19 protein-coding genes and 1 pseudogene are annotated in these 22,287 nt (G+C 73.5%); 10 read left to right on the forward strand and 10 right to left on the reverse strand.

Features of this window, described 5'->3' with window-relative positions:
• Window positions 1-7 precede the first annotated feature (7 nt).
• Window positions 8-1,696 (reverse strand): DUF885 domain-containing protein, encoded by a 1,689-nt coding sequence (locus RI578_RS33125; RefSeq protein WP_310874482.1) that lies wholly within the window; start codon window positions 1,694-1,696, stop codon window positions 8-10.
• Between the two features lie 78 nt (window positions 1,697-1,774).
• On the reverse strand, window positions 1,775-2,266 hold the full coding sequence (locus tag RI578_RS33130) for an Lrp/AsnC family transcriptional regulator (protein ID WP_121750254.1): 492 nt from the start codon (window positions 2,264-2,266) through the stop codon (window positions 1,775-1,777).
• A gap of 60 nt (window positions 2,267-2,326) precedes the next feature.
• Between RI578_RS33130 and RI578_RS33135 the strand changes: the two genes are divergently transcribed.
• Window positions 2,327-3,550, forward strand: coding sequence for a PLP-dependent transferase (locus tag RI578_RS33135; protein ID WP_310874483.1), 1,224 nt, complete (start codon window positions 2,327-2,329; stop codon window positions 3,548-3,550).
• A gap of 22 nt (window positions 3,551-3,572) precedes the next feature.
• Here RI578_RS33135 and RI578_RS33140 read toward each other — a convergent pair whose 3' ends face one another.
• The 4 genes and pseudogenes from RI578_RS33140 to RI578_RS33155 all read right to left on the reverse strand — a co-directional run bounded on the left by RI578_RS33140 (window position 3,573) and on the right by RI578_RS33155 (window position 9,477).
• Window positions 3,573-4,946, reverse strand: coding sequence for a GNAT family N-acetyltransferase (locus RI578_RS33140; protein ID WP_310874484.1), 1,374 nt, complete (start codon window positions 4,944-4,946; stop codon window positions 3,573-3,575).
• A 117-nt stretch (window positions 4,947-5,063) separates the two neighbouring features.
• A pseudogene (locus RI578_RS33145) lies at window positions 5,064-6,107 on the reverse strand (hypothetical protein); the annotation flags it as partial.
• 168 nt (window positions 6,108-6,275) lie between these two features.
• Window positions 6,276-7,862 (reverse strand): alkaline phosphatase D family protein, encoded by a 1,587-nt coding sequence (locus RI578_RS33150; RefSeq protein ID WP_310874486.1) that lies wholly within the window; start codon window positions 7,860-7,862, stop codon window positions 6,276-6,278.
• Between the two features lie 169 nt (window positions 7,863-8,031).
• Window positions 8,032-9,477 carry a PLP-dependent aminotransferase family protein gene (locus RI578_RS33155; RefSeq protein WP_310874487.1) on the reverse strand — a complete coding sequence of 482 codons (1,446 nt, stop codon included), beginning with the start codon at window positions 9,475-9,477 and terminating at the stop codon, window positions 8,032-8,034.
• Window positions 9,478-9,639: 162 nt separating this feature from the next.
• On the opposite strand from RI578_RS33155, the gene RI578_RS33160 reads away from it, so the two are divergent.
• From RI578_RS33160 to RI578_RS33175, 4 genes are all read left to right on the forward strand, one after another.
• Window positions 9,640-10,146: a hypothetical protein gene (locus RI578_RS33160; protein ID WP_310874488.1), complete on the forward strand. Its 507-nt coding sequence runs from the start codon at window positions 9,640-9,642 to the stop codon at window positions 10,144-10,146.
• On the forward strand, window positions 10,130-11,092 hold the full coding sequence (locus RI578_RS33165) for a DUF2156 domain-containing protein (RefSeq protein ID WP_310874489.1): 963 nt from the start codon (window positions 10,130-10,132) through the stop codon (window positions 11,090-11,092). Before RI578_RS33160 ends, RI578_RS33165 begins: the two co-directional genes overlap by 17 nt.
• A gap of 72 nt (window positions 11,093-11,164) precedes the next feature.
• Complete coding sequence (locus RI578_RS33170; protein WP_310874490.1) at window positions 11,165-12,298, forward strand: acyl-CoA dehydrogenase family protein; 1,134 nt, start codon at window positions 11,165-11,167, stop codon at window positions 12,296-12,298.
• 56 nt (window positions 12,299-12,354) lie between these two features.
• Window positions 12,355-13,476, forward strand: coding sequence for an SDR family oxidoreductase (locus RI578_RS33175; protein WP_310874491.1), 1,122 nt, complete (start codon window positions 12,355-12,357; stop codon window positions 13,474-13,476).
• Here RI578_RS33175 and RI578_RS33180 read toward each other — a convergent pair.
• Window positions 13,427-13,828 carry a hypothetical protein gene (locus RI578_RS33180; protein WP_310875997.1) on the reverse strand — a complete coding sequence of 134 codons (402 nt, stop codon included), beginning with the start codon at window positions 13,826-13,828 and terminating at the stop codon, window positions 13,427-13,429. The two genes, RI578_RS33175 and RI578_RS33180, sit on opposite strands and share 50 nt — an antisense overlap.
• Between RI578_RS33180 and RI578_RS33185 the strand changes: the two genes are divergently transcribed.
• The 5 genes from RI578_RS33185 to RI578_RS33205 all read left to right on the forward strand — a co-directional run bounded on the left by RI578_RS33185 (window position 13,827) and on the right by RI578_RS33205 (window position 18,866).
• On the forward strand, window positions 13,827-15,050 hold the full coding sequence (locus RI578_RS33185) for an aminotransferase class III-fold pyridoxal phosphate-dependent enzyme (protein ID WP_310875923.1): 1,224 nt from the start codon (window positions 13,827-13,829) through the stop codon (window positions 15,048-15,050). The two genes, RI578_RS33180 and RI578_RS33185, sit on opposite strands and share 2 nt — an antisense overlap.
• Before the next feature lie 81 nt (window positions 15,051-15,131).
• Window positions 15,132-15,599, forward strand: a complete 468-nt coding sequence (locus tag RI578_RS33190) for an aromatase/cyclase (RefSeq protein WP_310874492.1) — start codon at window positions 15,132-15,134, stop codon at window positions 15,597-15,599.
• Window positions 15,571-16,170, forward strand: coding sequence for a flavin reductase family protein (locus tag RI578_RS33195; protein WP_310874493.1), 600 nt, complete (start codon window positions 15,571-15,573; stop codon window positions 16,168-16,170). The genes RI578_RS33190 and RI578_RS33195 overlap by 29 nt, the downstream gene beginning before the upstream one ends.
• Window positions 16,167-17,489 (forward strand): FAD-binding oxidoreductase, encoded by a 1,323-nt coding sequence (locus tag RI578_RS33200; protein WP_310874494.1) that lies wholly within the window; start codon window positions 16,167-16,169, stop codon window positions 17,487-17,489. Before RI578_RS33195 ends, RI578_RS33200 begins: the two co-directional genes overlap by 4 nt.
• Before the next feature lie 135 nt (window positions 17,490-17,624).
• The gene (locus RI578_RS33205) at window positions 17,625-18,866 is read left to right on the forward strand and encodes a wax ester/triacylglycerol synthase domain-containing protein (protein ID WP_310874495.1); all 1,242 of its coding nucleotides are present in this window, start codon (window positions 17,625-17,627) and stop codon (window positions 18,864-18,866) included.
• A 58-nt stretch (window positions 18,867-18,924) separates the two neighbouring features.
• Here the strand turns inward: RI578_RS33205 and RI578_RS33210 are convergent, their stop codons facing one another.
• From RI578_RS33210 to RI578_RS33220, 3 genes are all read right to left on the reverse strand, one after another.
• Complete coding sequence (locus tag RI578_RS33210; RefSeq protein ID WP_310874496.1) at window positions 18,925-19,803, reverse strand: SAM-dependent methyltransferase; 879 nt, start codon at window positions 19,801-19,803, stop codon at window positions 18,925-18,927.
• Between the two features lie 43 nt (window positions 19,804-19,846).
• On the reverse strand, window positions 19,847-21,424 hold the full coding sequence (locus tag RI578_RS33215) for an AarF/UbiB family protein (RefSeq protein ID WP_310874497.1): 1,578 nt from the start codon (window positions 21,422-21,424) through the stop codon (window positions 19,847-19,849).
• A gap of 92 nt (window positions 21,425-21,516) precedes the next feature.
• Window positions 21,517-22,191 (reverse strand): hypothetical protein, encoded by a 675-nt coding sequence (locus RI578_RS33220; RefSeq protein ID WP_310874498.1) that lies wholly within the window; start codon window positions 22,189-22,191, stop codon window positions 21,517-21,519.
• Between the last annotated feature and the right edge of the window lie 96 nt (window positions 22,192-22,287).

Below are 22,287 nucleotides of genomic sequence, written 5' to 3' on the forward strand. Positions count from 1 at the left end.
GCCGGCGTCAGAGCCGGGACAGCTCGTCCACCAGGTCGTCCAGGCCCAGCGAGCCCTGGGAGAGGGCCGCCATGTGCCAGGCCTTGGCGTCGAAGGCGTCACCGTGCCGCTCGCGGGCCTTCTCCCGGCCCAGCAGCCACGCCCGCTCACCGAGCTTGTAGCCGATCGCCTGGCCCGGAATCGTCAGGTACCGGGTCAGCTCGCTCTCCACGAAGTCCGCCGGACGGCTGCTGTGCGCGCCGAAGAACTCCTGCGCCAGCTCCGGCGTCCAGCGCTCGCCCGGGTGGAAGGGGGAGTCCGCCGGGATCTCCAGCTCCAGGTGCATGCCGATGTCCACGATGACCCGGGCGGCCCGCATCATCTGCGCGTCCAGGTACCCGAGCCGCTGCTCCGCGTCCGTGAGGAAGCCCAGCTCGTCCATCAGCCGTTCCGCGTACAGCGCCCAGCCCTCGGCGTTGGCGCTGACCATGCCGACCGAGGCCTGGTAGCGGGAGAGGTCCTCGGCCACGTGCGCCCACTGGGCGAGCTGGAGGTGGTGACCGGGAACGCCCTCGTGGTACCAGGTGGACACCAGGTCGTAGACCGGGAACCGGGTCAGGCCCATCGTCGGCAGCCAGGTCCGGCCGGGGCGCGAGAAGTCCTCCGACGGCGGCGTGTAGTACGGGGCCGCCGCGCTGCCGGGCGGGGCGATCCGCGACTCCACCTTCCGCACCCGCTCGGCGAGTTCGAAGTGGATGCCGTCCAGCGCCTCGATCGCCTGGTCCATCAGGCCCTGCAGCCAGTCTCGGACCTCGTCGACGCCCTCGATGTGCCTGCCGTGCTCGTCCAGGTGCGCCAGCGCCACCCACGGCGTCGCGGCGCCCGGCAGGATCTTCTCCGCCTCCCGCTTCATCTCGGCGAGCAGCCGGTGGTACTCGGCCCAGCCGTACGCGTACGCCTCGTCCAGGTCGAGGTCGGTGCCGTTGTAGTAGCGCGACCAGCGGGCGTAGCGCTCGCGGCCCACCGTGTCCGGGGCGCCCTCGATCGCCGGCGCGTACACGTCGCGCAGCCAGTCCCGCAGCTCCACCACGGCCGCGGTCGCGCCCCGGGCCGCCTCGTCCAGCTCGGCGCGCAGCGCGTCGGGGCCGGCGGACGCGAAGTCCTCGAACCAGCCACGGCCCTCCCCCGTGTCCGCCCACTCACCGAGCTGCTCGACGAAGGTGGCGGTCGGGCGCGGAGACGCGTACAGCTTGCGCTCCAGACCGAGGGCCAGGGACTCGCGGTAACCGGCGAGCGCCGCGGGCACCGCGCGCAGCCGCTCGGCGATCCGCGCCCAGTCCTCGTCCGTCTGCGTCGGCGTCACCGTGAAGACCTCGCGCACCGAATGCGCGGCGGTGCCCATGTTGCCGACCGAGCGCAGGCCCTCCTCGGCCTCGTGCACGCCGAGTTCGGCGGTCAGGCGCTCGCGCAGCAGCCGGGCGCAGCGCCGCTCCACGTCGCTGTCCCCGCCGGGCCGGCGCTCCGCCTCGTCCAGCCTGGCGAGCGTGGCCCGCGCCAGCTCCGCGAGGGCCTCCTGCCCCGCGGGCGAGAAGTCGGGCAGGCGGCTGGAACTCTCCTGCACGCCGAGGAACGTACCGGTGACCGGGTCGAGGGCGATGAGCTCGTCGACGTAGGCGTCGGCGACCTCGCGGGGCAGCGGGCTCTTGGTCTCTGACATGCGGACATCCTCATATGGATGCCGGTGCCGCGTCAGCCCGCTTTGCCCGGCCCGGTAGCGCGGGCGGCCGGATTTCGCTCAGGGCGTGTCCGCGGGCGCGGCGGGCGGCAGCAGGGGGCCGCACTCCCACTGCTGGAAGATCAGCCGCGTCTCGACACGGGCCACCTCCGGCCGGGAGGTGAACCCGTCCAGCACCAGCCGCTGCAGATCCGTCATGTCCGCGACCGCGACGTGGACGAGGTAGTCGTCCGGGCCGGTGAGATGGAAGACGGTGCGCGACTCCGGGAGCGCCCGGATCCGCTCCACGAACGGGCCGACCAGTTCCCGCCGGTGCGGGCGCACCTGCACCGACAGCAGCGCCTGGAGCCCGCGCCCCAGCTTGGCCGGGTCCAGCTCGAGACGATGGCCGAGGATCACCCCGGCACGCCGCAGCCGGGTCACCCGGTCCAGGCAGGTCGACGGGGCGACTCCGACCTGGGCGGCGAGATCGCGGTAGGTGGTCCGGGCGTCGTTCTGCAGCAGCCGCAGCAGATGAAGATCCACCGGATCCAGTACGACAGATTCGGCCATCTGTCGAACGTAGCACGGCCTGTGATCGCGGTGGCCCGGTCGGTGTTCACTCTTCGAGTCATGGACTCTGCGCGCACGCACACGTCACCACCCGACGACGTACGCACCACCGCCCCCACGGGCAGGGCACTGGCCACCGAGGCCGTGCACGCCGGCCGCGACGATCTCGCCGCCCAGGGACTGCACGCCCCGCCCATCGACCTGTCCACGACCTACCCGTCGTACGACAGCCGCGGCGAGGCCGCCCGCATCGACGCGTTCGCCACCACCGGCGCCGACCCGGAGGGCCCGCCGGTCTACGGCCGTCTCGGCAACCCCACCGTCGCCCGCTTCGAGACGGCGCTGGCCCGGCTGGAGGGCACCGAGGCCGCGGTCGCCTTCGCCAGCGGCATGGCCGCGCTGAGCGCCGTCCTGCTGGTCCGCGGTTCGATGGGCCTGCGGCACGTCGTGGCCGTACGGCCCCTGTACGGCTGCAGCGACCACCTGCTGACCGCCGGACTGCTCGGATCCGAGGTCACCTGGACCGACCCGGCGGGCATCGCGGACGCGCTGCGCCCGGACACCGGCCTGGTGCTCGTGGAGTCACCGGCCAACCCCACGCTGGCCGAGGTGGACCTGCGGGCCGTCGCGCACGCCTGCGGTTCGGTGCCGTTGCTCGTGGACAACACCTTCGCCACGCCCGTGCTCCAGCGCCCCGCCGAACAGGGCGCGCGCCTGGTGCTGCACAGCGCCACCAAGTACCTCGGCGGGCATGGGGACGTGCTGGCCGGTGTGGTGGCCTGCGACGAGGAGTTCGCGGGACGGCTGCGGCAGGTCCGCTTCGCCACCGGCGGCGTACTGCACCCGCTGGCCGGCTATCTCCTGCTGCGCGGTCTGTCGACCCTGCCCGTGCGGGTGCGGGCCGCCTCCGCGAACGCCGCCGCGCTCGTCCGGCGCCTCGCCGCCGACCCGCGCGTGGCCCGCGTCCACTATCCGCGCATCGGCGGCGCGATGGTCTCCTTCGAGGTCCACGGCGATCCGCACGAGGTCATCGGCCGCGTCCGCCTGATCACCCCGGCGGTGAGCCTCGGCAGTGTCGACACGCTCATCCAGCACCCGGCGTCCATCAGCCACCGCATCGTCGACGCCGACGACCGCCGGGAGGCCGGGGTGAGCGACCGGCTCCTGCGGCTGTCCGTCGGCCTGGAGGACGTCGACGACCTGTGGGCCGACCTGGACCAGGCGCTGGGCGAGCGGGCGGCCGAGGCGGTCCCGTTGCGGGAGGCGCTGTCGCGGGCCGAGTGACCGCGCGGCGCCGCCCGCCGGCTCACTCCTTGCCGATCCGCTCCCCGCGCGGCAGCCGCGCCGCCGCCCGGGCCGCCGGGTCCAGGCGGGCCGTGATGACGAGGGTCCCCTCCTCGATCTGGTAGTCGAGGGGGAGGCCCAGGCCGCGCATCGCGGCGACCATGCCGGTGTTGGACGCCTGCGTCACGGCGTACACGCTCTCGCAGCTCGTCTCCGCCGCCATCGCCACGAGCCGGCCGAGGAGTTCGCTGCCGACGCCACGGCGCTGCCACCCGTCCTCGACCAGCAGCGCGACCTCCGTCTCGTCCCCGTCCCACAGCAGGTGGCCCAGCCCGACGATCCGCCCCGAGGCGGTCTGTACGGCGAGGGTGCGGCCGTGGCGCGGGCTGAGGAGGTGGTTGAGATACCGGTCGGCGTCGCCGACCGGGCCGTGGTACCGCAGCCCGAGCGTCCGCGTCGAGCACCGCTCGTGCATCGCCTTCGCCGCCGGGACGTCACGCTGGTCGGCCCGGCGGACCGTGATGTCGCGTCCCTCGGGCAGCGTCAGCAAGTCCCGGCCGCGCGGGATGCGCGGACCGAGCCGGGCGTCCAGCTCGACCAGCGCCCGGGCGCGGGCGAACTCGGCCGGGGTGAACGGCAGATACGGCCGTTCCACACTGATCACCCCGCCCTCCGGCGCGCGCAGCCGCAGCACGGTGTCCTCCAGAGCGCCTTCCGGCGGCACGTCGTCCGCCGCGCGTCCACCGACAGTCGCGGGCAACGACCGGATGGTGCACCGGCCCAGCAACTGCCGGAGCGCCAGCGGGAGTTCCGCAGCGTCCAGCGCCGTACGGGCGGCCAGCCCCAGCACCCGGGTCGGCGCGTCCACCAGATCGTGGGCGTCCGCCCGCTCGGTCCAGGTGTGGTCACCGCCCGCCGCCGACACCACGTCGGCCAGCTCGGAGCCCGTCAACTCACCCGGGGCGCGGAGCAGGAACTCGTCCACCGTCCCCTCCGCCAGCGGGTGCGTCTGCAGGCTCAGGATGTCGACCCGCCGGTCGGCGAGGGCCGAGCACAGCACGGCCAGCGACCCCGGCGCGTCCCGTACGGTCGTCCGCATCCGCCACAGCGCGCTGTCGCCCGCATCGGCTCCGGAACCGGCTGCCGGCCCGGTCCCGGCCCCCGCTCCCGCCCCCGGCGCTGTCCCGTCGCCCCGGTCGGAAGGCCCGGCCTGCCGCCCCGTGGACGGCGGCCGGGCGCCGGTATCGTCCGCCGGCGGGGCGTGCCCGTGGCGGCGTGTCCACCAGGTGTGGAAGCCCGCCGTGGCGATCAGGGTGGCCACCGAGGCCAGCAGCATGGCGGGTACCACGGGGCCGTGCTCGAAGAGGCGCGTCACGGCGTCCGTCACATCAGACATGTCTCGACTCATGCACCCACTGTGACGGGACGGTGTTGCGTGATCACGAACGCTCTGTGACCGATGGGTAAAGAAGGCTTCTGGGACATTTGTTGCTCTTTTCACCAGCGTCGTGTGTCAGGCGGCGGCCACCTCCGCCGCCGCCTCCTCCGCCAGCGCGCCGCGCAGCCGCCGGGCCTGCGTCACCAGCCGGGACGAACCGCGCCGGTCCGCCGCATCCGACAGATGCGGCAGGCCGCCACGGGCCCCCACCCGCTCGGCGCAGTCGGCGGCCACGGCGAGCAGGACGGGCAGCACCTGGCGGAGCACGCCCCAGATGGTGGCGTTGGCCTCAGTCGCCGCCGCGGCCGCCGCACGGTCACCGCGCCGAACCCGCAGCAGCGCGTGCCCGAAGACGACCACCGAGACCCGGGCACGCAGGCGCCGGTAGGCGTCCAGCCGGTCCACCGGTTCGCCGGGCTCCAGCAGGCCGGTGCCCCAGGCGGGTGCGGCCAGCAGGAACGGCTGCGGGTCGGCGCGCAGCCGGTGGGCCACCTCCCACAGGCGGGCCTCGAAGGGGCAGGCCAGGGAGCTGTGCACGCAGCCGCGGTCCGAGTCCTGCTGCCGGAGGGCCCGTTGCAGCGTGGTGGTGCGCACCTTCCCCCGCAGTGTCGCAAGGAGGAGGTCGAGAGCGCGCCCGGTGTCGAACAGGTCGTGGTTGCCGTCGAAGTAGTCCTCCGAGAGGCTTCCGTAGAGCCGCTCGCTGTCGGCCCGCCAGCGCCGGGCGATCACCGGTTCGAGTGCTTGCAGCAGGGCGTCGCGGTCCCGAGAGGTGTGCCTGACCAATCCGTCCAGCGCGCGTTCGAACGCCGGCACATCACCGCCCGAGGCCGGCAACGCGCTGATCTCCTCGGCGAGTTCGACCGGCGACTCGGGGGCCGGGGCCAGGCGCACCGGATCCGGCCGGGGAGGGAGTACCTCCTCGTGGGCCATGGGCCCCGGCGTCAGCGGTGCCGCCTCCAGGGTCAGGACGGCATGCGTCCGCAACGCGGGTGTCAACTGCTCCGCCGCGTCCGCCAGTTCGTCCAGGGCATCGGTGGCGGCGCCCCGCGCGAGCACCTTGCCCAGCAGGACGAGGTGGGCGCGCACGAGCGTCCTCTCCGGGCGGACGGCCACGGCCTGCAAAGATCGCGTCATGTGAAAAACCGTAGAGCTGGCCACTGACAATCGGCCTGACCTCCGCGAACAACGCCACAGAGCGTGGAGTTGGCGGATGTGCGGCGGACGGGGCCGCGAGCCGCGCACCGGGGGATGACGCCGGCGCGCGGCACATTCGAAAGGCTACGGGAACTACTGGCCGACCCGGCCCGGCTGGAGCACCTTCGTGTACAGCACCGTGCCGTCCTGCTCGCGCAGACGCACCGTCATCTCGGCGCTGTCGCCGTCGATGTCGACCTCGCCGAAGAACTGGTAGCCGCCCGCGGGCGAGACGTTCGAAGCGGTCGGCGCCTTCACGAACACCCTCTCCGGGCCGAAGGTCCCGTCGAGGGCGCTGGCCGGGAACGCACCCGAGTTGAGCGGCCCGGACACGAACTCCCAGAACGGCTCGAAGTCGGTGAACGCGGCCCGCGAGGGCTGGTAGTGCTGCGCCGAGGTGTGGTGCACGTCGGCCGTCAGCCACACCGTGCCGGTGATCCGCCGGTGCTTGATGTGGCGCAGCAGCTCGGCGATCTGCAGTTCACGCCCCAGAGGCGCGCCGGGGTCGCCCTGCGCCACTCCCTCGATGTTCGCCTTTCCCTCGGTGGCGTCGGGCACGACCAGGCCGATCGGCATGTCGGCGGCGATCACCTTCCAGACCGCACGCGACCGCGACAGCTCGCGCTTGAGCCACTCCAACTGCTCGCGGCCCAGGATGCCCTGCGGGTCCACGGTCTGGTCACCGGGGGAGTTGGGGTCGCGGTACGTCCGCATGTCCAGCACGAACACGTCGAGGAGCGGGCCCTGGCGCAGCACCCGGTGCACGCGCCCCTCCCGCGCGCCGGGGCGCAGGGTGGAGATCGGGAAGTACTCACCGAACGCGCGCCGGGCGCGGGCGGCCAGCACGTCCACGCTCTTCTCGGTGTAGCGGCTGTCCGTGTCCGCGATCACCTGGCCCGGGTACCAGTTGTTGCGCACCTCGTGGTCGTCCCACTGGACGACCGACGGGACCTGGGCGTTGAAGCGCCGCAGGTTCTCGTCGAGCAGGTTGTAGCGGAAGTTGCCGCGGAACTCGGCGAGGGTCTCGGCGACCTTGGACTTCTCTTCGGTGGTGATGTTCCGCCAGGTGCCGCCGTCGGGGAGGGCGGCCGTCGCCGCGATGGGGCCGTCGGCGTAGATGTTGTCGCCGCTGCACAGGAAGAAGTCCGGGTCCAGGGCGCCCATGGCTTCGTAGATGCGGTAGCCGCCGAGGTCGGGGTTGATGCCCCAACCCTGGCCCGCCAGGTCGCCGGACCACACGAAGCGCGTCCCCTCGCGCCTGCGGACCGGCACCGTGCGGAAGGTGCCGGGGACCGGCTCACCGGTGCGGCGCGGGTCGTCCGGGTCGGCGAGGAGCACGCGGTAGTGGATCTGCTCGCCCGGCGGCAGCCCGCGCAGCCTGGTCGTGCCGGTGAAGTCCGTGTCCGCCCCGAGCAGCGGGCCGTGCCATCTGCGCGCGTTGCGGAACGACTCGGTGGCCGACGTCTCGACGATCATGCGGGCCGGCCGGTCGGACCGTACCCACACGAGACCGGAGTGGGAGGTCACGTCTCCCGTCTGCACGCCCCAGCCCGCTCCCGGCCGCCCGGAACGGGCGAACGCCGGCGCCGCCCCGAGGGCGGTGGGCAGGGTCAGGGCCGCCGACGCGGCGAGGGAGCCGCGCAGCACGCTGCGGCGACCGGGCAACGGACGGTGTGACATGGATGCGCCTCCAGGGACGTCCAGGGACGGGATCCGGCCAGTGTTCCGGCCAGCGTGCAGAGCCAGACCTACTGGTGCGGCGCGGCGGCCACGGAAATTCGGGGTGAACAACCGGCCGCCCGCGCGCGTGGAAGCACCTCACCCGCCCCGCATCACGCAGCCCCCCGTATCACACAGCCCCGCCCATCATCTCCACCCCCGCACGAATGCGGCCCGGTGTCAGGTGCGCGTACCCCAGCACCAGCCGCACCTCCTTCGCCGCCGCGTCGTCACCACCCGCGCCGTGCCCGTAGTCCGCCAGCGCACGCACGGCGACCCCGGCCTCCGTCGCGCGCGCGAGGAAGCGCTCCTCGGGGCCGTACCTCTCGGGGAGCGTGGCGATGGCGTGGAGTCCGGCGGCGATGCCGGACACCCGGGAGCCGGGAAAGTACTCCTCCAGGGCGGCCACCAGGGCGTCGCGCCGCTCACGGTAGGCGCGCTGACAGGCGCGCAGTTGGCGGTCGTAGTCGCCGCGCTCCACGAAGCGGGCGAAGAGTGCCTGGTCGAGGGCCGGATGCCCGAGGTCCGTGGTGCGCTTGCGCTCGACGACGTCGTCCGCCAGCCACTCCGGAACCAGCAGCCAGCCCAGCCGCAGTCCCGGGGCGAGCGACTTGCTGACCGAACCCGTGTAGGCGACGCGTTCCGGATCGAGCCCCTGGAGTGCGCCCACGGGGGCACGGTCGTACCGGAAGTCGCCGTCGTAGTCGTCCTCCAGGACGAGGCCGTCCACGGACCGTGCCCAGTCCAGCAGCTCACCGCGCCGCCGCGCGGAGTAGGCGATCCCGGTGGGGAACTGGTGGGCCGGAGTCGTCACCACGGCCCGTACGCCCGAGGCGTGCAGCGGGCCGACGGCGAGTCCCTCGTCGTCCAGCGGCAGCGGCACGGCGTCCACGCCCGCCGACGCGTACAGGGCGTCGTGCTGGGGGCTGCCGGGGTCCTCGACGCCGGTGGCGCGCACCCCGCGCGCGTGGAGCACGCTCGCGAGCAGCGCCGTCGCCTGCGCCACCCCGGAGACCACCATGATGCGTTCCGGGTCGGCCACCACGCCCCGGCGCCGCGCGAGCAGCTCGGCCAGCGCGGTCCGCAGCCGGGGCAGCCCGCGCGGGTCGGGGTAGCCGAGGCTCTCGTGCGGCAGCTCCGTCAGCACGCCCCGCTGCGCGGCGGCCCACGCCGAGCGCGGGAAGAGCGACAGATCCGGCGTCCCCGGCACGAAGTCGACGCGGTCGGCGGGGGAGCGCGGGGCGAGATCACGCGCGCGCGGACGGGCGGCCCGTACGGCGTCCCCCACCCACGTCCCCGCGCCCCGCCCGCTGCGCAGATAGCCCTCGGCCGTCAGCTGCTCGTACGCCTCCGTCACCAGCCCCCGCGACACCTTGAGGTCGGCCGCCAGGTCCCGGCTGGACGGGAGGCGGGTGCCCGGCGTGAGCCGGCCCGAGCGGACCGCGTCGCGCAGGGCCTCCTGCAAGGCGCGGCCACGCGCGCGTGCCGGTGCCGAGGCGGCGGGCAGCAGCAACTCCCAGGCCGCGCTGCCGGCGGCGGAGCCCGGAGGGCCGCCCGGACCGGTCGACGGCGTCATGAAAGAAGTCCCCCCGAACATCACGTCTGCACCACGTCTTATCAATCACCCCCACTTTACGAGGGGTTGGCCCCGCTGGTGCGTAAACCGGAGTGACAGACCACAGCGAGGGGGCAGGCCGAGGTCGCGCCCCGGAATCGTACGCGCAATCCAGGAGCGCCCGTGGACGCCAAGAACCGTTTCGAGACGAAGACCACCTTCGCTCTCTCCCGACTCGAATGGCTGGGCTTTCTCGCCGTATCGCTCGTGCTCGCATTCCAGCACCTCGCGGAAATCCGCTGGGCCGTCTTCGTGCTGCTGTTCGCGGTGATCGACGTCGTCGGATACCTGCCCGGCGCGATCGCCTTCCGGCGCAGCCCGGACGGACACGTTCCGCGCGGTTGCTACGTGGCCTACAACACGATGCACAGCCTGGTCACAGCGGGTGTCATGGCGGGGGCGTGGGCGCTGTTCGTCCGGCCGGAATGGGCGCTGCTGGCCCTCCCGATCCACCTCATGGGCGACCGGGCCCTCTTCGGCAACTCCCTCAAACCCTTCGGTGTCGCCTTCGAGCCGGAAACCACCCCGGAGTTCCGCAGGTTCGAGCAGCGGTACCACTCGGCGGCGGTTTCCGGTCAAAGTACCGCCGCGCGGACTTCCGTGGAGGACACCGATGCCGTCCGTGCTTGACACACTCGCCGCGCACAGCGACAACCCCAGTTCCTTTCTCGCCCTCAACAGCGGGAACGCGTACTTCCACGACGGCGGGTTCGACGGCGCCTGCGCCTATCGCACCTCGGGCCGCTACGTACTGCAATTCGGCGGCCCGTTCACCGCGCCGGAACACCGCGCACGCCTGCTGGACGCGTTCGCCGCCCACGCCGGCCGCCGTCTGGTCGCCGTGCAACTGCAGCGGGCGGACGCCGAGCTGTACGCGGCGCACGGCTTCACGGTCAACCAGCTCGGGGCGTCGTACGCGGTCGACCTGAGCCGTTTCACGCTGCGCGGCTCACGGTTCGTCCGGCTGCGGAACAAGATCTCGCGCGCCCGGCGGGCGGGCCTGGAGGTCGCCGAGGTCATGGCCGGCGACGACTGCGCCGAACTGGACCGGATCGACCAGTGCTGGCTGCGGGACAAGGGCCGGCACGTCAAGGAACTGCGCTTCCTCGTCGGCCAGCGCAACGGGAGCCTGCAGAGGCACCGCCGTCTGTTCGTCGGCCGGATCGACGGCGAGACGGCCGGATACATCAACTACTCGCCGGTCTACGGCAGCCGCTCCGGCTGGCTGCACGACCTCAGCCGGCGCCGCCCCGACGCTCCGCCCGGCGTGATGGAGGCGCTCAACGCCACCGTCATGGAACGGCTGACCGCCGACGGAGCGGGCTGGCTGCACTTCGGGTTCACCCCGTTCACCGGGCTCGACCCGGAGCACGAACTACCCGGTGCCAGCCGTATGTTCACCCGGTTCGCCCGTCTCCTGGCCGAGCGCGGCGACGTGATCTACCCGGCGGCCTCCCAGCTCGAGTACAAGCACAAGTGGGCCCCGCACGTGGTCCTGCCGGAGTACATCGCCTTCCGCGGCAGGCCCCGCCCCGGCGCGGTCTGGCAGTTGCTGCGCGCCACCAACGCCCTCTGAGCCACCGCGTCCACGGCCGCGCGAGTGCCGCGCCGATTCCGCATTCATCCCACCCTGGAGGACCGCACGCCCATGAGATTCCTAGAGCGTGAACGCGCCACCCTCGCGAAGCTGCTGCCCGAACTGGACCCCGCCCTGCGCGAGGCCCCGCTGATGGAACTGGAGCGGCCGGGCAGCCCGGGCATCCGGCACTTCCGGGACAGCGGCGGTCCAGGACTGCTCGTCCCCGAGTCCCACCAGGGCCGGGGCGCCACCGCGCTCGATGCCCTGCGCGTGCAGCGGGCCATCGGCAGCCGCTCGCCGTCCCTGGCCGTGGCCACCACCATGCACCACTTCTCCATGGCCACCCTTGTCGGGCTCGGCGGCCTCGGCGACGGCTTGGAGTGGATGCTGATCGAGGGCGTGGCCTCGTCGAACCGCGTGATCGCCTCCGGCTTCGCCGAGGGCCGCAGCGGCGCGGGCATCCTCGACCCGTCGATGACCGCCACGGTGACCGCGGACGGCGTCCGGATCAACGGCGTCAAACGGCCGTGCAGCCTGGCCCACTCCATGGACGTGCTCACCGCCAGCGTGATGATCCCGCGCGAGGACGGGCAGGGCGACGAACTCGCCGTAGCCGTCGTGCCCGCGGAGAGCGAGGGTCTGAGCGTCAGCGGCTTCTGGTCCAGCGCCTTCCTCGCCGGGGCCGAGAGCGAACAGGTCACGCTCACCGACGTCCTCGTACCGCCGGAACTCCTGCTGCGCACCGGGACGACCTCCGGTGAACAGCTCGACGAACTTCAGACGGCCGGTCTGATCTGGTTCCAGACGCTGATGACGGGCAGCTACCTCGGCGCCGCGAGCGCGCTGGTGGAGCGGGTCCTGCTGAACGACCGCATCCCCGAGCACGAGCGGGTACGCCTCTTCGTCGAGACCGAGGCCGCCGTGGCCACCGCCGAGGGCGTCGCCCGGCGTATCGACGCCGGTGACCTCGACGAGTCGGCGCTCGCACAGGCGTTGTACGTGCGCTACGGCGTCCAGGACGCCATCGCCCGAGTCGTCCCGCGCGCCGTCGAACTCCTCGGCGGCCTCAACTTCATGACGTCCGACGAGGTGGGCCACCTGGCCGCCTGCGCCAACGGACTCTCCCTGCACCCGCCGTCGCGCTCCCGGATGACCGCCCCGTTCTCCGCGTACCTGGCCGACCGGCCACTCGCCATCGCCTGACCGCGCCCCCCACCGTCCATCGGTGGGCCGAGACCCGTTGGGAGAACACACGCCCCATGCCGTCAGACAACCAGCGTCTCGCCCTCCTGCCCGTCGGCCGTACGGAACCGAGCGACCGCCCCTCCCTGCTGCTCACCGGCGGTTCCGGAGTGCTCGGACGTGCCCTGATCGACGAGCTGTCACCCGACTTCGACCTGCTGTGCCTGCGCCGCAACACACCGTTGCGCGATCCGCGGGTGCGCGAGCTCCAGGGCGACCTGGTCGCTCCCCGGCTCGGCCTGAGCCCCCTGGCCTGGCACGAACTGGCCCTTGAGGTGGACGTGGTGCTGCACTGCGCCGCCGAGACCAACTGGCGTACCCCGCCAGAGGGCATCACGCGCACCAACCTGCGCGGTGCCGACAACATGCTCGACCTGGCGGCCCGGGCCGACGCCCCGCTGTACCTGGTGAGTACCGCGTTCGTGGCCAACACCCCCACCGAGGAGGACCGCCGGCGCTTCCCGGGTGCCGCCGCCTACCTCGACTCCAAGGCCAGGGCCGAACAGATGGCACGCGAGGCGGGCGTGCCCGGCGCCATCGTCCGGCCCTCGGTCGTCATGGGTGACTCCGTCAGCGGGCGGATCGCCGGTCAGCAGGGGCTGACCAAGACGATCGGCTCGATGGTCCTGGGGCAGGTCCCGGTGCTGCCCGGAGCCCCCGAGGCCCGGATCGACATGGTGCCCCAGGACTACGTCTCGCGGGCCATCGGCGACCTGGTCCGGGGCGGTGTGGCCGACGGCGAGTACTGGCTGACGGCCGGCAAGGAGGCCATCGACCTGCGGGAGTTCGCCGACGTCTGCGCGGACGTCGCCGTACGCCACGGCCTGCCCCGGCCCCAGCGGCCCCGGCTCATCCCCGTCGATGCCGTGCACCGGCTGCTCCTGCCCATGCTGGAGGGCACCTCGCTGCCCGCGTCCCTGCGGCGGCGGCTGGAGTACTACGCGGAACTGCTGCTGGTGTTCCAGCGGGAGCTGCCGTTCGACACCTCCCTCGGCGAACCCGACTGCGGCACCCGCCTGACCCGGTCCGACATCCGGGCCGCGCTCGTACGCAACGCGGAGAGCTGGGCCGGGGACAGGGCCGGCCTGCTCACCCGGAACCGGACCGCCTCGGCCGCTCCGATGGAGGTGGCGTCATGACCGTGTCGCCCCCGTCCACCGGTACCACCGGGCCGTCCTCCGGGTCCCCCGCCTCGTCCTCCGGGTCCCCCGCCTCGTCCTCCGGGTCCCCCGCCTCGTCCTCCGGGTCCCCCGCCTCGTCCTCCGGGTCCCCCGCCTCGTCCTCCGGGGCTGCCGGGCCGCGCTCCGGGACCGCCACGGCGTCCCCCGGGACCACCGCCCCGTCCTCCGGCTTCGGGGCTACCGGGTCCGCCTCCGAGGCTGCCGGACCGGGCTCCGAGACCCCCACGCCGTCCTCCGGGTCCTCCGCCCCGGCCTCCGAGTCCTCCACCCCGCGCGCCGGGGCCGCCGCGCCGACCGACCCGCCCGACATCGTGGACCTCTACCTCAAGCACATCGGCTCCGGACGCGCCGTGATGGGCCGCGTCATGGGCGGGATGGCCGAGGTCCGTTCCGAGGGTGCCTGGATCCACGCCGACGACGGCCGCCGCTTCCTGGACTTCGGCGGCTACGGCGTCTTCATCCTGGGTCACCGCCACCCGGCCGTCGTCGAGGCGGTGCACCGGCAGATCGACACCCACCCGCTGGCCAGCCGCGTCTTCCTCGAACCCGTCGCCGCCCGGGCCGCCCAGGCCCTGGCCGCCCACACCCCGCCCGGCCTCGACTACGTCCACTTCGTCAACTCCGGCGCCGAGGCCACCGAAGCGGCCCTGAAACTGGCCCGCGCCCACGGGCTCACCTCGGTGATCACCACCCGCAGCGGCTTCCACGGCAAGACCCTCGGCGCGCTGAGCGTCACCGCCAACGCCACGTACCAGACGCCCTTCCAGCCCCTGCTCCCGGACGTCACCCAGGTGGCCTACGACGACCCGGCCGACCTCGAACAGGCGCTGGCCGCCCGCCGCGACCGGGCCTGCGTCATCGTCGAACCCGTCCAGGGCGAGGGCGGCGTACGCATCCCCCGCCACGGCTACCTCAGCCAGGTGCGCGCGCTGTGCAGTGCCTACGGCGCACTCCTGGTCGTCGACGAGATCCAGACCGGCATGGGACGGCTGGGCACCTGGTGGGGCGTCGACGCCGAGGGCGTGCGTCCGGATGTGCTGCTCGTCGGCAAGGGACTCAGCGGCGGTGTCGTACCGGTCGCCGCGATGGTCGCCACCGCGGAGGCCTACGCCCCCTTCAGCCGCGACCCCTACCTGCACACCTCCACCTTCGGCGCCTCGCCGATCGCCTGCGCCGCCGCCCTCGCCGCCGTACGGGCGATGGAGGAGGAGGACACCGTGGCCCGGGCCGCCGCGCTCGGCCGGCGCATCCTCACCGCCGTACGGGACGTGTGCGCGCCGTACGAGGGCGGACTGGTCCGCGAAGTGCGCGGCCGGGGTCTGCTGATCGGTATCGAGTTCGCCGAGGAACAGGCGGTCGGCGAACTCCTGCTGGAACTCATCTCCCGCGGTGTGCTCGTCAACAACTCCCTCAACTCCACCCGGGTGCTGCGGCTGACCCCGCCGGCCGTGGTCGAGGACTCCGCGCTCGACCTGTTCCTCACCACCCTCGGCGCGGCCCTGCGCAGCACGGCCGACCGTATGACCGGCTGACACCGGCAACTGGCGCCGGCGCCAGCCACCAGCTCCGGACACCAGCGTCCGGAAACCCTCCGGGAAGGAACCGAACGACCCATGCGCCACGTGGTCCTGCACGCCCTCGCCGACGGACTGGCACCCGCCGACGTCTACGGCCGCATCAGCGACTTCCGCCGCTATCCCGAGTACAGCGACACCTTCCGCGAGGTGCACGTCGCGCCTCCGCTGCCCGACGGCTCCACGGTCTCGGACTGGACCGTCAAGTTCCGGGGCGGCCTGATGCGGTGGCGGGAACGCGACACCTACTCGCCCGAGACGTACTCCATCGCCTTCGAACAGATCAGCGGCGACTTCCAGACCTTCGAGGGGAGCTGGCGCTGCGAAGCGAGGGACGGCGGCACGCTCGTCGTCTTCACCGCGGCCTTCGACCTCGGCATCCCTTCCCTGGCCATGATCCTCGACCCGGTGGCCGAGTCGACCCTGCGGACCAACATCGTCCGCGTGCTGCGGGGCCTTGCGGGCGCGGAGGTGATCGATGAGCGCGCGGCTGCGGCTGGTGGCTGACCGGGCGGCCGTCGCGGGCGCCCCGCCCCCGGCCGCCGATCCGCCGCACGAGGAGCCGCTGCACGAGGAACCGGGGCCGGGCGCCGCCCGCTGCCTCGGCCTGTACGCCAAGCTGGCCGCCGGGGTGACCGTCGTGACCGCCCGCGGCGCGGACGGCCCGCTCGGTATGACGGTGTCCGCCGTCACCTCGCTCTCCGCCCGCCCGCCGCTGCTGCTGGCCTGTCTGCGCGACGGCTCCCGCACCCTCGCCGCCGTTCGCGGCCGGCGGGCCTTCGCCGTGCACCTGCTGCGCGAAGAACAGCGGGAGCTCGCGGGCCGGTTCGCGTCCCCCACTACGACCGCGGCGGAGCGGTTCGCCGGGACCGACACCCGGCAGGTGCTGGGCGTCCCCGTGCTGGCCGGCGCGCTCGCCTGGTCGGTGTGCCTGACCGAGGACGTGCGCCGCTACGGCGACCACCACCTCGTCGTCGGCCGGGTCGCCGCCGTGCACGTGGGCGGCGGACGCCCGCTGCTGTGGCACGACCGCCGGTTCGGTGCGCTGACCGAGCCGGTGCCGGACGCCGCCGGATGACCAGGCCATCGGCCGGGACGCCGTACTGGGACCCCGCGGAACTGCCGACGCAGCCCCAGCTGCACGGCGTGGTCACCGCCGACGTGGCCGTCGTCGGGGCCGGCCTGGCCGGGTTGTCCTGCGCCTACCACCTGGCGGAACGCGCTCCCGGGCTCGACATCGCGGTGGTGGACGCCGAGCACCCGGCCGCCGGCGCCAGCGGCCGGGGCACCGGTCTGCTGGGCCCCCGGGCCGGCCCCGCGGTCGACCGCGCGGTGCGCCGCTTCGGCCCGCAGACGGCGCGCAGGATGCACCGGGCCAGCGAGCGGGCGGTGCGGGACGTCCTCGCCCTGTGCGCCCGGCTCGACGTGCCCTGCGGGCTGCGGCCCGGCGAGCAGCTGGTGGCCACGCGGTCGTCCGCGGGCCTGGTGGCACTCGCCCGCCAGGCCCGCGCCTGCCGCGAACTAGGTCTGGACGTCCCCGTCCTCACCCCGGCCGGCATCCGCGACCGGGTCGGCGTGCCCTACCGGGCGGCACTCCTGCACCGCCCCGCCGCGACCCTCGACCCGGCCGCCCTGACCTGCGCCCTCGCCCGTGCCTGCGCCGACAAGGGCGTGCGGTTCTACGGCCGCAGCCCGCTGCTGGCCCTCCGCCCCGGCGACCTGGTCGGCCCCGAGCTGGTCCTCCCGCACGGCAGGCTCTACGCCGGTCAGGCGGTGCTGGCCGTCAACTCCGCCGCGCAGGCACTGGACCTGCCGGTCGGCACCGTCCTGCCGCTCGAGGTGTACGCCGTCGCCACCGAACCGCTGAGCGCCCCGGCCTACGAGGCCCTGGGCGGGCGCGCCGGACACTCCGTCGTCGACGCCGTCCCGCTGGCGCCGTACTTCCGGCTGCTCCCGGACCGGGGCCTGGTGGCGGGCGGCGGTACCGCCACGGTCCCGGCGGGTATCGGCGCGCCCCGTCTGCAGGCCGTCAGGGAGCGTGCCTGGGCCCGGCTGGAGAGGTGGCTGCGGTCCCTGCATCCGGACCTCGCCCGGGTACGGGTCACCCACCGCTGGTCCGGCCGCATCGGCATGACGGGCGACGACCTGCCGGTGGTGGGGCCGGTGCCGGGCTTCGACGACGTCTGGTACATCGGCGGCTGCTGCGGGCACGGACTCGCCCTGTCCGTGGCGCACGGCGCGCACGTGGCCGCGGCCCTGCTGGGTGAGCCGGAACCCGGCGAACCGCTCCCGTGGCACCGCTCCCGGGCCCCGCGCCTGCCCGCACGCGGACCCGTTCGACCCTTGCTGCGGGCGTACGTGGACGCAATGGGGCGAATCGTGCGGCATGCATGCTGACGGCGGGCACTGCCCGCATCCGTACCCCAGCTCCGCAGACCGCGGGTCCCAGCTCCGCAGACCGCGGGCCCCAGCTCCGCAGACCCCAGCCTCGCAGCCCCACAGACCCTCAGAACCCGACCAGGAGGTTCCACAATGCGACCCCACCTCGGTACGAACGGCCGCCTGCCGTCGGCCCTGTCCATGGGAACCGTAGATGTCGCCTTCCACCTGGCGACGGGCGGCAACCCTGTGCCCCTCGCGTTCACGTTCGGGTTCGATGGCCGGGCCCCCACTCTGGACTCCGTACGCGCGCGGGTCGCCGAACGCGTCCACCGCGTCCCGACGTTGCGCTACCGCATCGCACGGGACCGCAGGAAGTTCCGGCGAGTGGACCGGATCGCGGTGGACCGGCATGTGCACGAGGCGTGGCTGCCCGAGGACACCGACGGGTCGGCGACCAGCCGCCTGATGCTGTCCCGGCCGATGAGCACGGACGACCGGCCGCCCTGGGACGTGTGGCTGGTCCACGGCCCGGCGGACCGCCACACCCTGGTCTACCGAACCGACCACACCTTCCAGGACGGCATGGGCGCCGCCTACACCGCCCGCGCTCTCCTCGGAGACCACCCCGAGGGCGGACCGGCCCCGCAGCATCCAGCCCGGCCCACCGCACACGGCCTCGCGGACGCCCTGGGCGAGGTCGTGGCCGCCTTCCGCGCGCCCACCCCGAAACCCGCGTTCGACGGAGAATCCACGGGCCGCGTCGACGTCTGCCACGCCGACACCCCGCTGGCCCGGCTGCGCGCCATCGCCCGCGCCCACGGCGGCACGGTCACGGACGTCTATCTCGCGGCCCTGTCCCACGCCGTCCGCACCTGGTACCTGAAGGACACCGGCTCGGCCCATCCGCCGCTGCCCGTGTCGATCCCGATGTCGGTCCGGGCCCCGGGGGAGGAGTACGCCCCGGGCAACCGCATGGTCACCGCCCGGCTCCTGCTGCCCTGCGACGAGGAGTCACCCCAGCGGGCCCTGGACCGGGTCGTCGCCCGCACGCGCCGGCTGCGGGAGAGCCGGCGGCGCGACGCCATGCGCCTGCTGCTGTCCGCCGCCCCGCGGACGCTCGGCGCCACCGTCGGCACCCGCCTGGTCCGCGGGGCGTTCGTGGCCGGGCCGGTGAGCAGCGTGAACTTCGGCACGGCCCTGGTCCACCAGGGGGTCGCGGCCCGTCGTGCGGCCGCCTTCGCCGGCGTAGCGTCAGGCATCCGGTGTGTGACGACGCTGACGAGCCAGCACGACACCGCGTGCCTGACCGTCGTTCACGACGAGGCCCTGGCGACCGCGGACGAACTCCCCGACCTGTGGCTCGCGGCGCTGCTGGAGCTGGAGCGGCCGTAGCCACGGCACCACGCGCAGGCCCCGGACGGTGCGTCCGGGGCCTGCGCGTGGTGCCGTGTCAGGGAGTGCCGCGCAGCGTTCCGGTGGTGAGGAAGACGCTCTCCGCGGCGGCCGTGCCGATCAGCGGCAGATACGGGGAGAGGCGCTCGACCGCGTACGGCAGCGTGAACAGGTCGGCGACCCCCGCGTCCCAGCCGTGCTCCGCCCACCAGCGCTCGGGCTCGGCGAGCTGCCAGTTCCAGGCCAGTCCGATCGTCGACAGGGCGTCCATGAAGGGCGCGACGAGCGGGGAGGACATGGTCGCGGAGTTCACGCACTCGGCGCCGAACATGCTGCCGGGCGCGGAGAGTTCGGTCATCGCGGCGACGACGGCCTCGACCTCCGGGGGCCGAAGGAAGTACAAGGGTGCCTCGCAGAGCCATGCGGTGGGCCTGCCGGGATCGAATCCCGCCGCCCTGAGTTCCTCTCTCCAGGATGCCGTGCCGTCGGCCTCGACGACGGTGCGGCGTCCGCAGGAGAGCCGGCTCAAGTCCAATACCCGTTCCTTGAAGGCATGTACGGCCGCGTCCTCCACCTCGAAGACGTGCACCCCGGTCGGCCAGTCGAGCCGGAAGGCACGGGTGTCCAGCCCGGCGCCGAGCAGCACCACCTGGCGGCAGCCCGAACGGGCCGCGGCGAGAAGGTAGTCGTCGAAGAAGCGGGTGCGTACCACCTGATAGTCGGGCAGCAGGCGCTGCATCGGTCCGTCACCGGGCGGACCCCCGTCGAACCCGGCCGCGTGGAGGAAGTCGGCGGCCCACGGGTCGCGGACGAGCGGCGCGGGCCGGAGGTGCTCCGCCGCGTGCGCGGCGGCCGTCCAGAGCGCCGCCCGCGAAATGCCGTGCGGGGTTGCGGCGGCCGGCGCGAACGGTGACTGCTGACGTGTGGATTCCGGCATGGGATCTCCTTGAGGTGGGGCGGGGTGGCTGTGCGGACCCGGATCATCCCGAGCGGCGTCGGCCCAGCAGGAAGGCCGCGGCGCCCAGCGCGAGCAGGCTTCCGGAGGGGCGGGTGGGCCGCTGGCCGCCCATCGCGGCGGGGGTGCGCGGCTCGTGGATGTTCAGTGCGAACTGACGGTTGGCCACGTCGGAGAGGACGCCCCGGACCTGTTCGGGACTGGTGACGGCGGCCAGCAGCAGCTCCATGGAGTTCCGGGCGAACTGGTTGCGGCCGAGGAACTCGCGGCCCAGTGCGAAAAGGATCTTCGGCACCTCAGCCTGGAACACCTCGGGCAGCGTGATCTCGGGAGCCATGCACCGCACCGAACCGTCGAGGTTCGCGAAGGACTTGCCCAGCAGTGAGACGGCCGGCGGCGAACCGATCCCGCGCTTGGTCGCCTTGGCCAGCACGGTGGTGAGCGCGACACCGAAGTTCATGTCCTCCAGTGAGAGATGGGAGACGCTGGGCACGAACGCGGCCATGTCGGCGGCGAACGCGGGCATGTTGGCCCACGGCGTCATCCGGCCCATCTCCGCCCAGTGCTGCGCCGTCCCGGCCCCGTCGCTCTGCGCCAAGGCCATGAACAGCGGCAGCAGCTGAAGACTGGTCCTGCGGTCCAGGCGGCCGACCATGCCCCAGTCGATCAGCGTCGCGGGTCCGCCGGGAGCGGCGAAGACGTTGCCGGCGTGCGGGTCGGCGTGGAAGAAGCGATGGACGAAGTACCCGTGGTACATGAACCGCAGCAGGTCCTTGCCGATCTCCACGCGCTCGTCGTCCGTGAAGTGGGCGCGGTCGACGTGCCGCACCGACTTCCCGTCGGCCAGCGACTGGACGAGGACCCGGGGGCTGGCGTGCAGTACCCGGGGCACCTCCAGCGAACGGAACGACCGGACGTGCTCGCGGGCCTCGTCCATGTTGCGGGCCTCGCCGGTGAAGTCCAGCTCCGGCTCCATGGCGTCGAAGACCGAGCCGAGCATCGCCTCGATGTCGATGACCTCGTTGAACCGGGGCGCGACGCGGGCCACGATCTTCGACGCCCGGCGCATCAGGGCCATGTCCGCGAGTACGCCCTCGCGGATGCCGGGTCGCTGGATCTTGACCACGGCCGCGCGCCCGCCGGGCAGCGTCACGCGGTAGACCTGGGCGAGGGACGCCGCCCCCAGCGGGGCGACGGTCTCGATGTCGTCGAAGCGCAGCTTCCAGTTCGGCCCGAGGTCCCGGGCCAGTACCGGCTCGAACTCCGAGAACGGCTGGACGTCGACCTCGTCGTGCAGGTTCTGCAGTTCGTCCCGGATGGACTGGGGGACCATGTCGGGCCGGGTGGAGAGGACCTGGCCGAGTTTCACATAGAAGGGACCGAGGCTCTCCAGAGCATGCCGTACCGCCTTGGCGCGACGCTGCTCCGCCCCGGCGGTGGCCTCGGCCGCGGACCCGGCGGAGCCGACGAGGCCCTCCGCCGGGGACCGCGTGTCCCGCTTCGTACGCCTCCGCAGCCGGGCCGCCTGTCCCACCTCGTCGGCCACGAGGCTGCCCAGGACCCTGACCACGAGACGCAGCCGATCGCCGACGACAGACGTCATCGTGTGTGATCCTCCTCAGATCGGGACCCGGGTACGGAACGGCGGTCGGCGTGCACCACGGAGACGGCCGGACGGGACGGTGGCACGGCCGGTCAGCCCGAGGTCGAGGACTGTCCGCCCGGGGACGGCTTCCCGCCCTGCCCCTGCTGACCGGTCAGGCCCTGCAGGGCCGCCAGCCCCTGCTGACCGGCCTGGGCCGGCAGGTTGGTCAGGTTCTGCAGGGCCTGGACCGCCTCCAGGAGCTTGGGGAGCACCTGGGTGAGCTGGGCGAGCTGGGTCGGGAGCGCCATCAGGTCGCCCGCCCCGCTCGCCGCGTGTCCGAGGCCTCCGGCCAGCTGACCGAGCCCGCCGAGCGCACCGGCCGCGCCGCCGACCGCGGCGAGCGGATTGGCCGCCCCGCCCAGCGCGGCCAGGGGGTTGCCCGCTCCGCCCAGCGCGGCCGCGAGCGGGTTGCCGCCGCCCGCGGCACCGGTGAGCGCGGCCAGGGGGTTCTGCGCCGCGCCTGCGATGTTCCCCAGCGGGCCCGCGGCCCCCGAGGCGAGGCCGGCGAGAGGGTTGCCGGCCGCGCCGATCCCGCCGAGGGCGGCCAACGGATTGGCGACACCCGCGAGCGCGGACGCCGGGTTGACGGCCCCGGCCAGTGCGGCGAGGGCGTTCGGGGGCAGCCCGGCCAGCGTGTTGACGGCATTGCCGGAGCCGCGCGACGATCCTGAGTCGTCGTCTCGGTTCAGGAGGTCGTCGAAAGCCTCCTTCCAGCTGTCGGTCATATCACCGACCAAATCCTTGACGATGTCTTGGATGTTCTTGCTATTGCCCATGAGTGTGGTCCCTTTCCGTTTCTCTGCGATGGGAGAGGTGCGGTT

Origin of the sequence: Streptomyces sp. BB1-1-1, assembly GCF_031597775.1 — a bacterium.
GTDB lineage: Bacteria > Actinomycetota > Actinomycetes > Streptomycetales > Streptomycetaceae > Streptomyces > Streptomyces thinghirensis.

Bases quoted from the DNA above. Each gene is read 5' to 3' on its own strand.
- RI578_RS33125 (WP_310874482.1), bottom strand. From the start codon at position 1,696: ATGTCAGAGACCAAGAGCCCGCTGCCCCGCGAGGTCGCCGACGCCTAC.
- RI578_RS33130 (WP_121750254.1), bottom strand. From the start codon at position 2,266: ATGGCCGAATCTGTCGTACTGGATCCGGTGGATCTTCATCTGCTGCGG.
- RI578_RS33135 (WP_310874483.1), top strand. From the start codon at position 2,327: ATGGACTCTGCGCGCACGCACACGTCACCACCCGACGACGTACGCACC.
- RI578_RS33140 (WP_310874484.1), bottom strand. From the start codon at position 4,946: ATGTCTGATGTGACGGACGCCGTGACGCGCCTCTTCGAGCACGGCCCC.
- RI578_RS33150 (WP_310874486.1), bottom strand. From the start codon at position 7,862: ATGTCACACCGTCCGTTGCCCGGTCGCCGCAGCGTGCTGCGCGGCTCC.
- RI578_RS33155 (WP_310874487.1), bottom strand. From the start codon at position 9,477: ATGACGCCGTCGACCGGTCCGGGCGGCCCTCCGGGCTCCGCCGCCGGC.
- RI578_RS33165 (WP_310874489.1), top strand. From the start codon at position 10,130: ATGCCGTCCGTGCTTGACACACTCGCCGCGCACAGCGACAACCCCAGT.
- RI578_RS33170 (WP_310874490.1), top strand. From the start codon at position 11,165: ATGAGATTCCTAGAGCGTGAACGCGCCACCCTCGCGAAGCTGCTGCCC.
- RI578_RS33175 (WP_310874491.1), top strand. From the start codon at position 12,355: ATGCCGTCAGACAACCAGCGTCTCGCCCTCCTGCCCGTCGGCCGTACG.
- RI578_RS33180 (WP_310875997.1), bottom strand. From the start codon at position 13,828: ATGTCGGGCGGGTCGGTCGGCGCGGCGGCCCCGGCGCGCGGGGTGGAG.
- RI578_RS33190 (WP_310874492.1), top strand. From the start codon at position 15,132: ATGCGCCACGTGGTCCTGCACGCCCTCGCCGACGGACTGGCACCCGCC.
- RI578_RS33195 (WP_310874493.1), top strand. From the start codon at position 15,571: ATGAGCGCGCGGCTGCGGCTGGTGGCTGACCGGGCGGCCGTCGCGGGC.
- RI578_RS33200 (WP_310874494.1), top strand. From the start codon at position 16,167: ATGACCAGGCCATCGGCCGGGACGCCGTACTGGGACCCCGCGGAACTG.
- RI578_RS33205 (WP_310874495.1), top strand. From the start codon at position 17,625: ATGCGACCCCACCTCGGTACGAACGGCCGCCTGCCGTCGGCCCTGTCC.
- RI578_RS33210 (WP_310874496.1), bottom strand. From the start codon at position 19,803: ATGCCGGAATCCACACGTCAGCAGTCACCGTTCGCGCCGGCCGCCGCA.
- RI578_RS33215 (WP_310874497.1), bottom strand. From the start codon at position 21,424: ATGACGTCTGTCGTCGGCGATCGGCTGCGTCTCGTGGTCAGGGTCCTG.
- RI578_RS33220 (WP_310874498.1), bottom strand. From the start codon at position 22,191: ATGACCGACAGCTGGAAGGAGGCTTTCGACGACCTCCTGAACCGAGAC.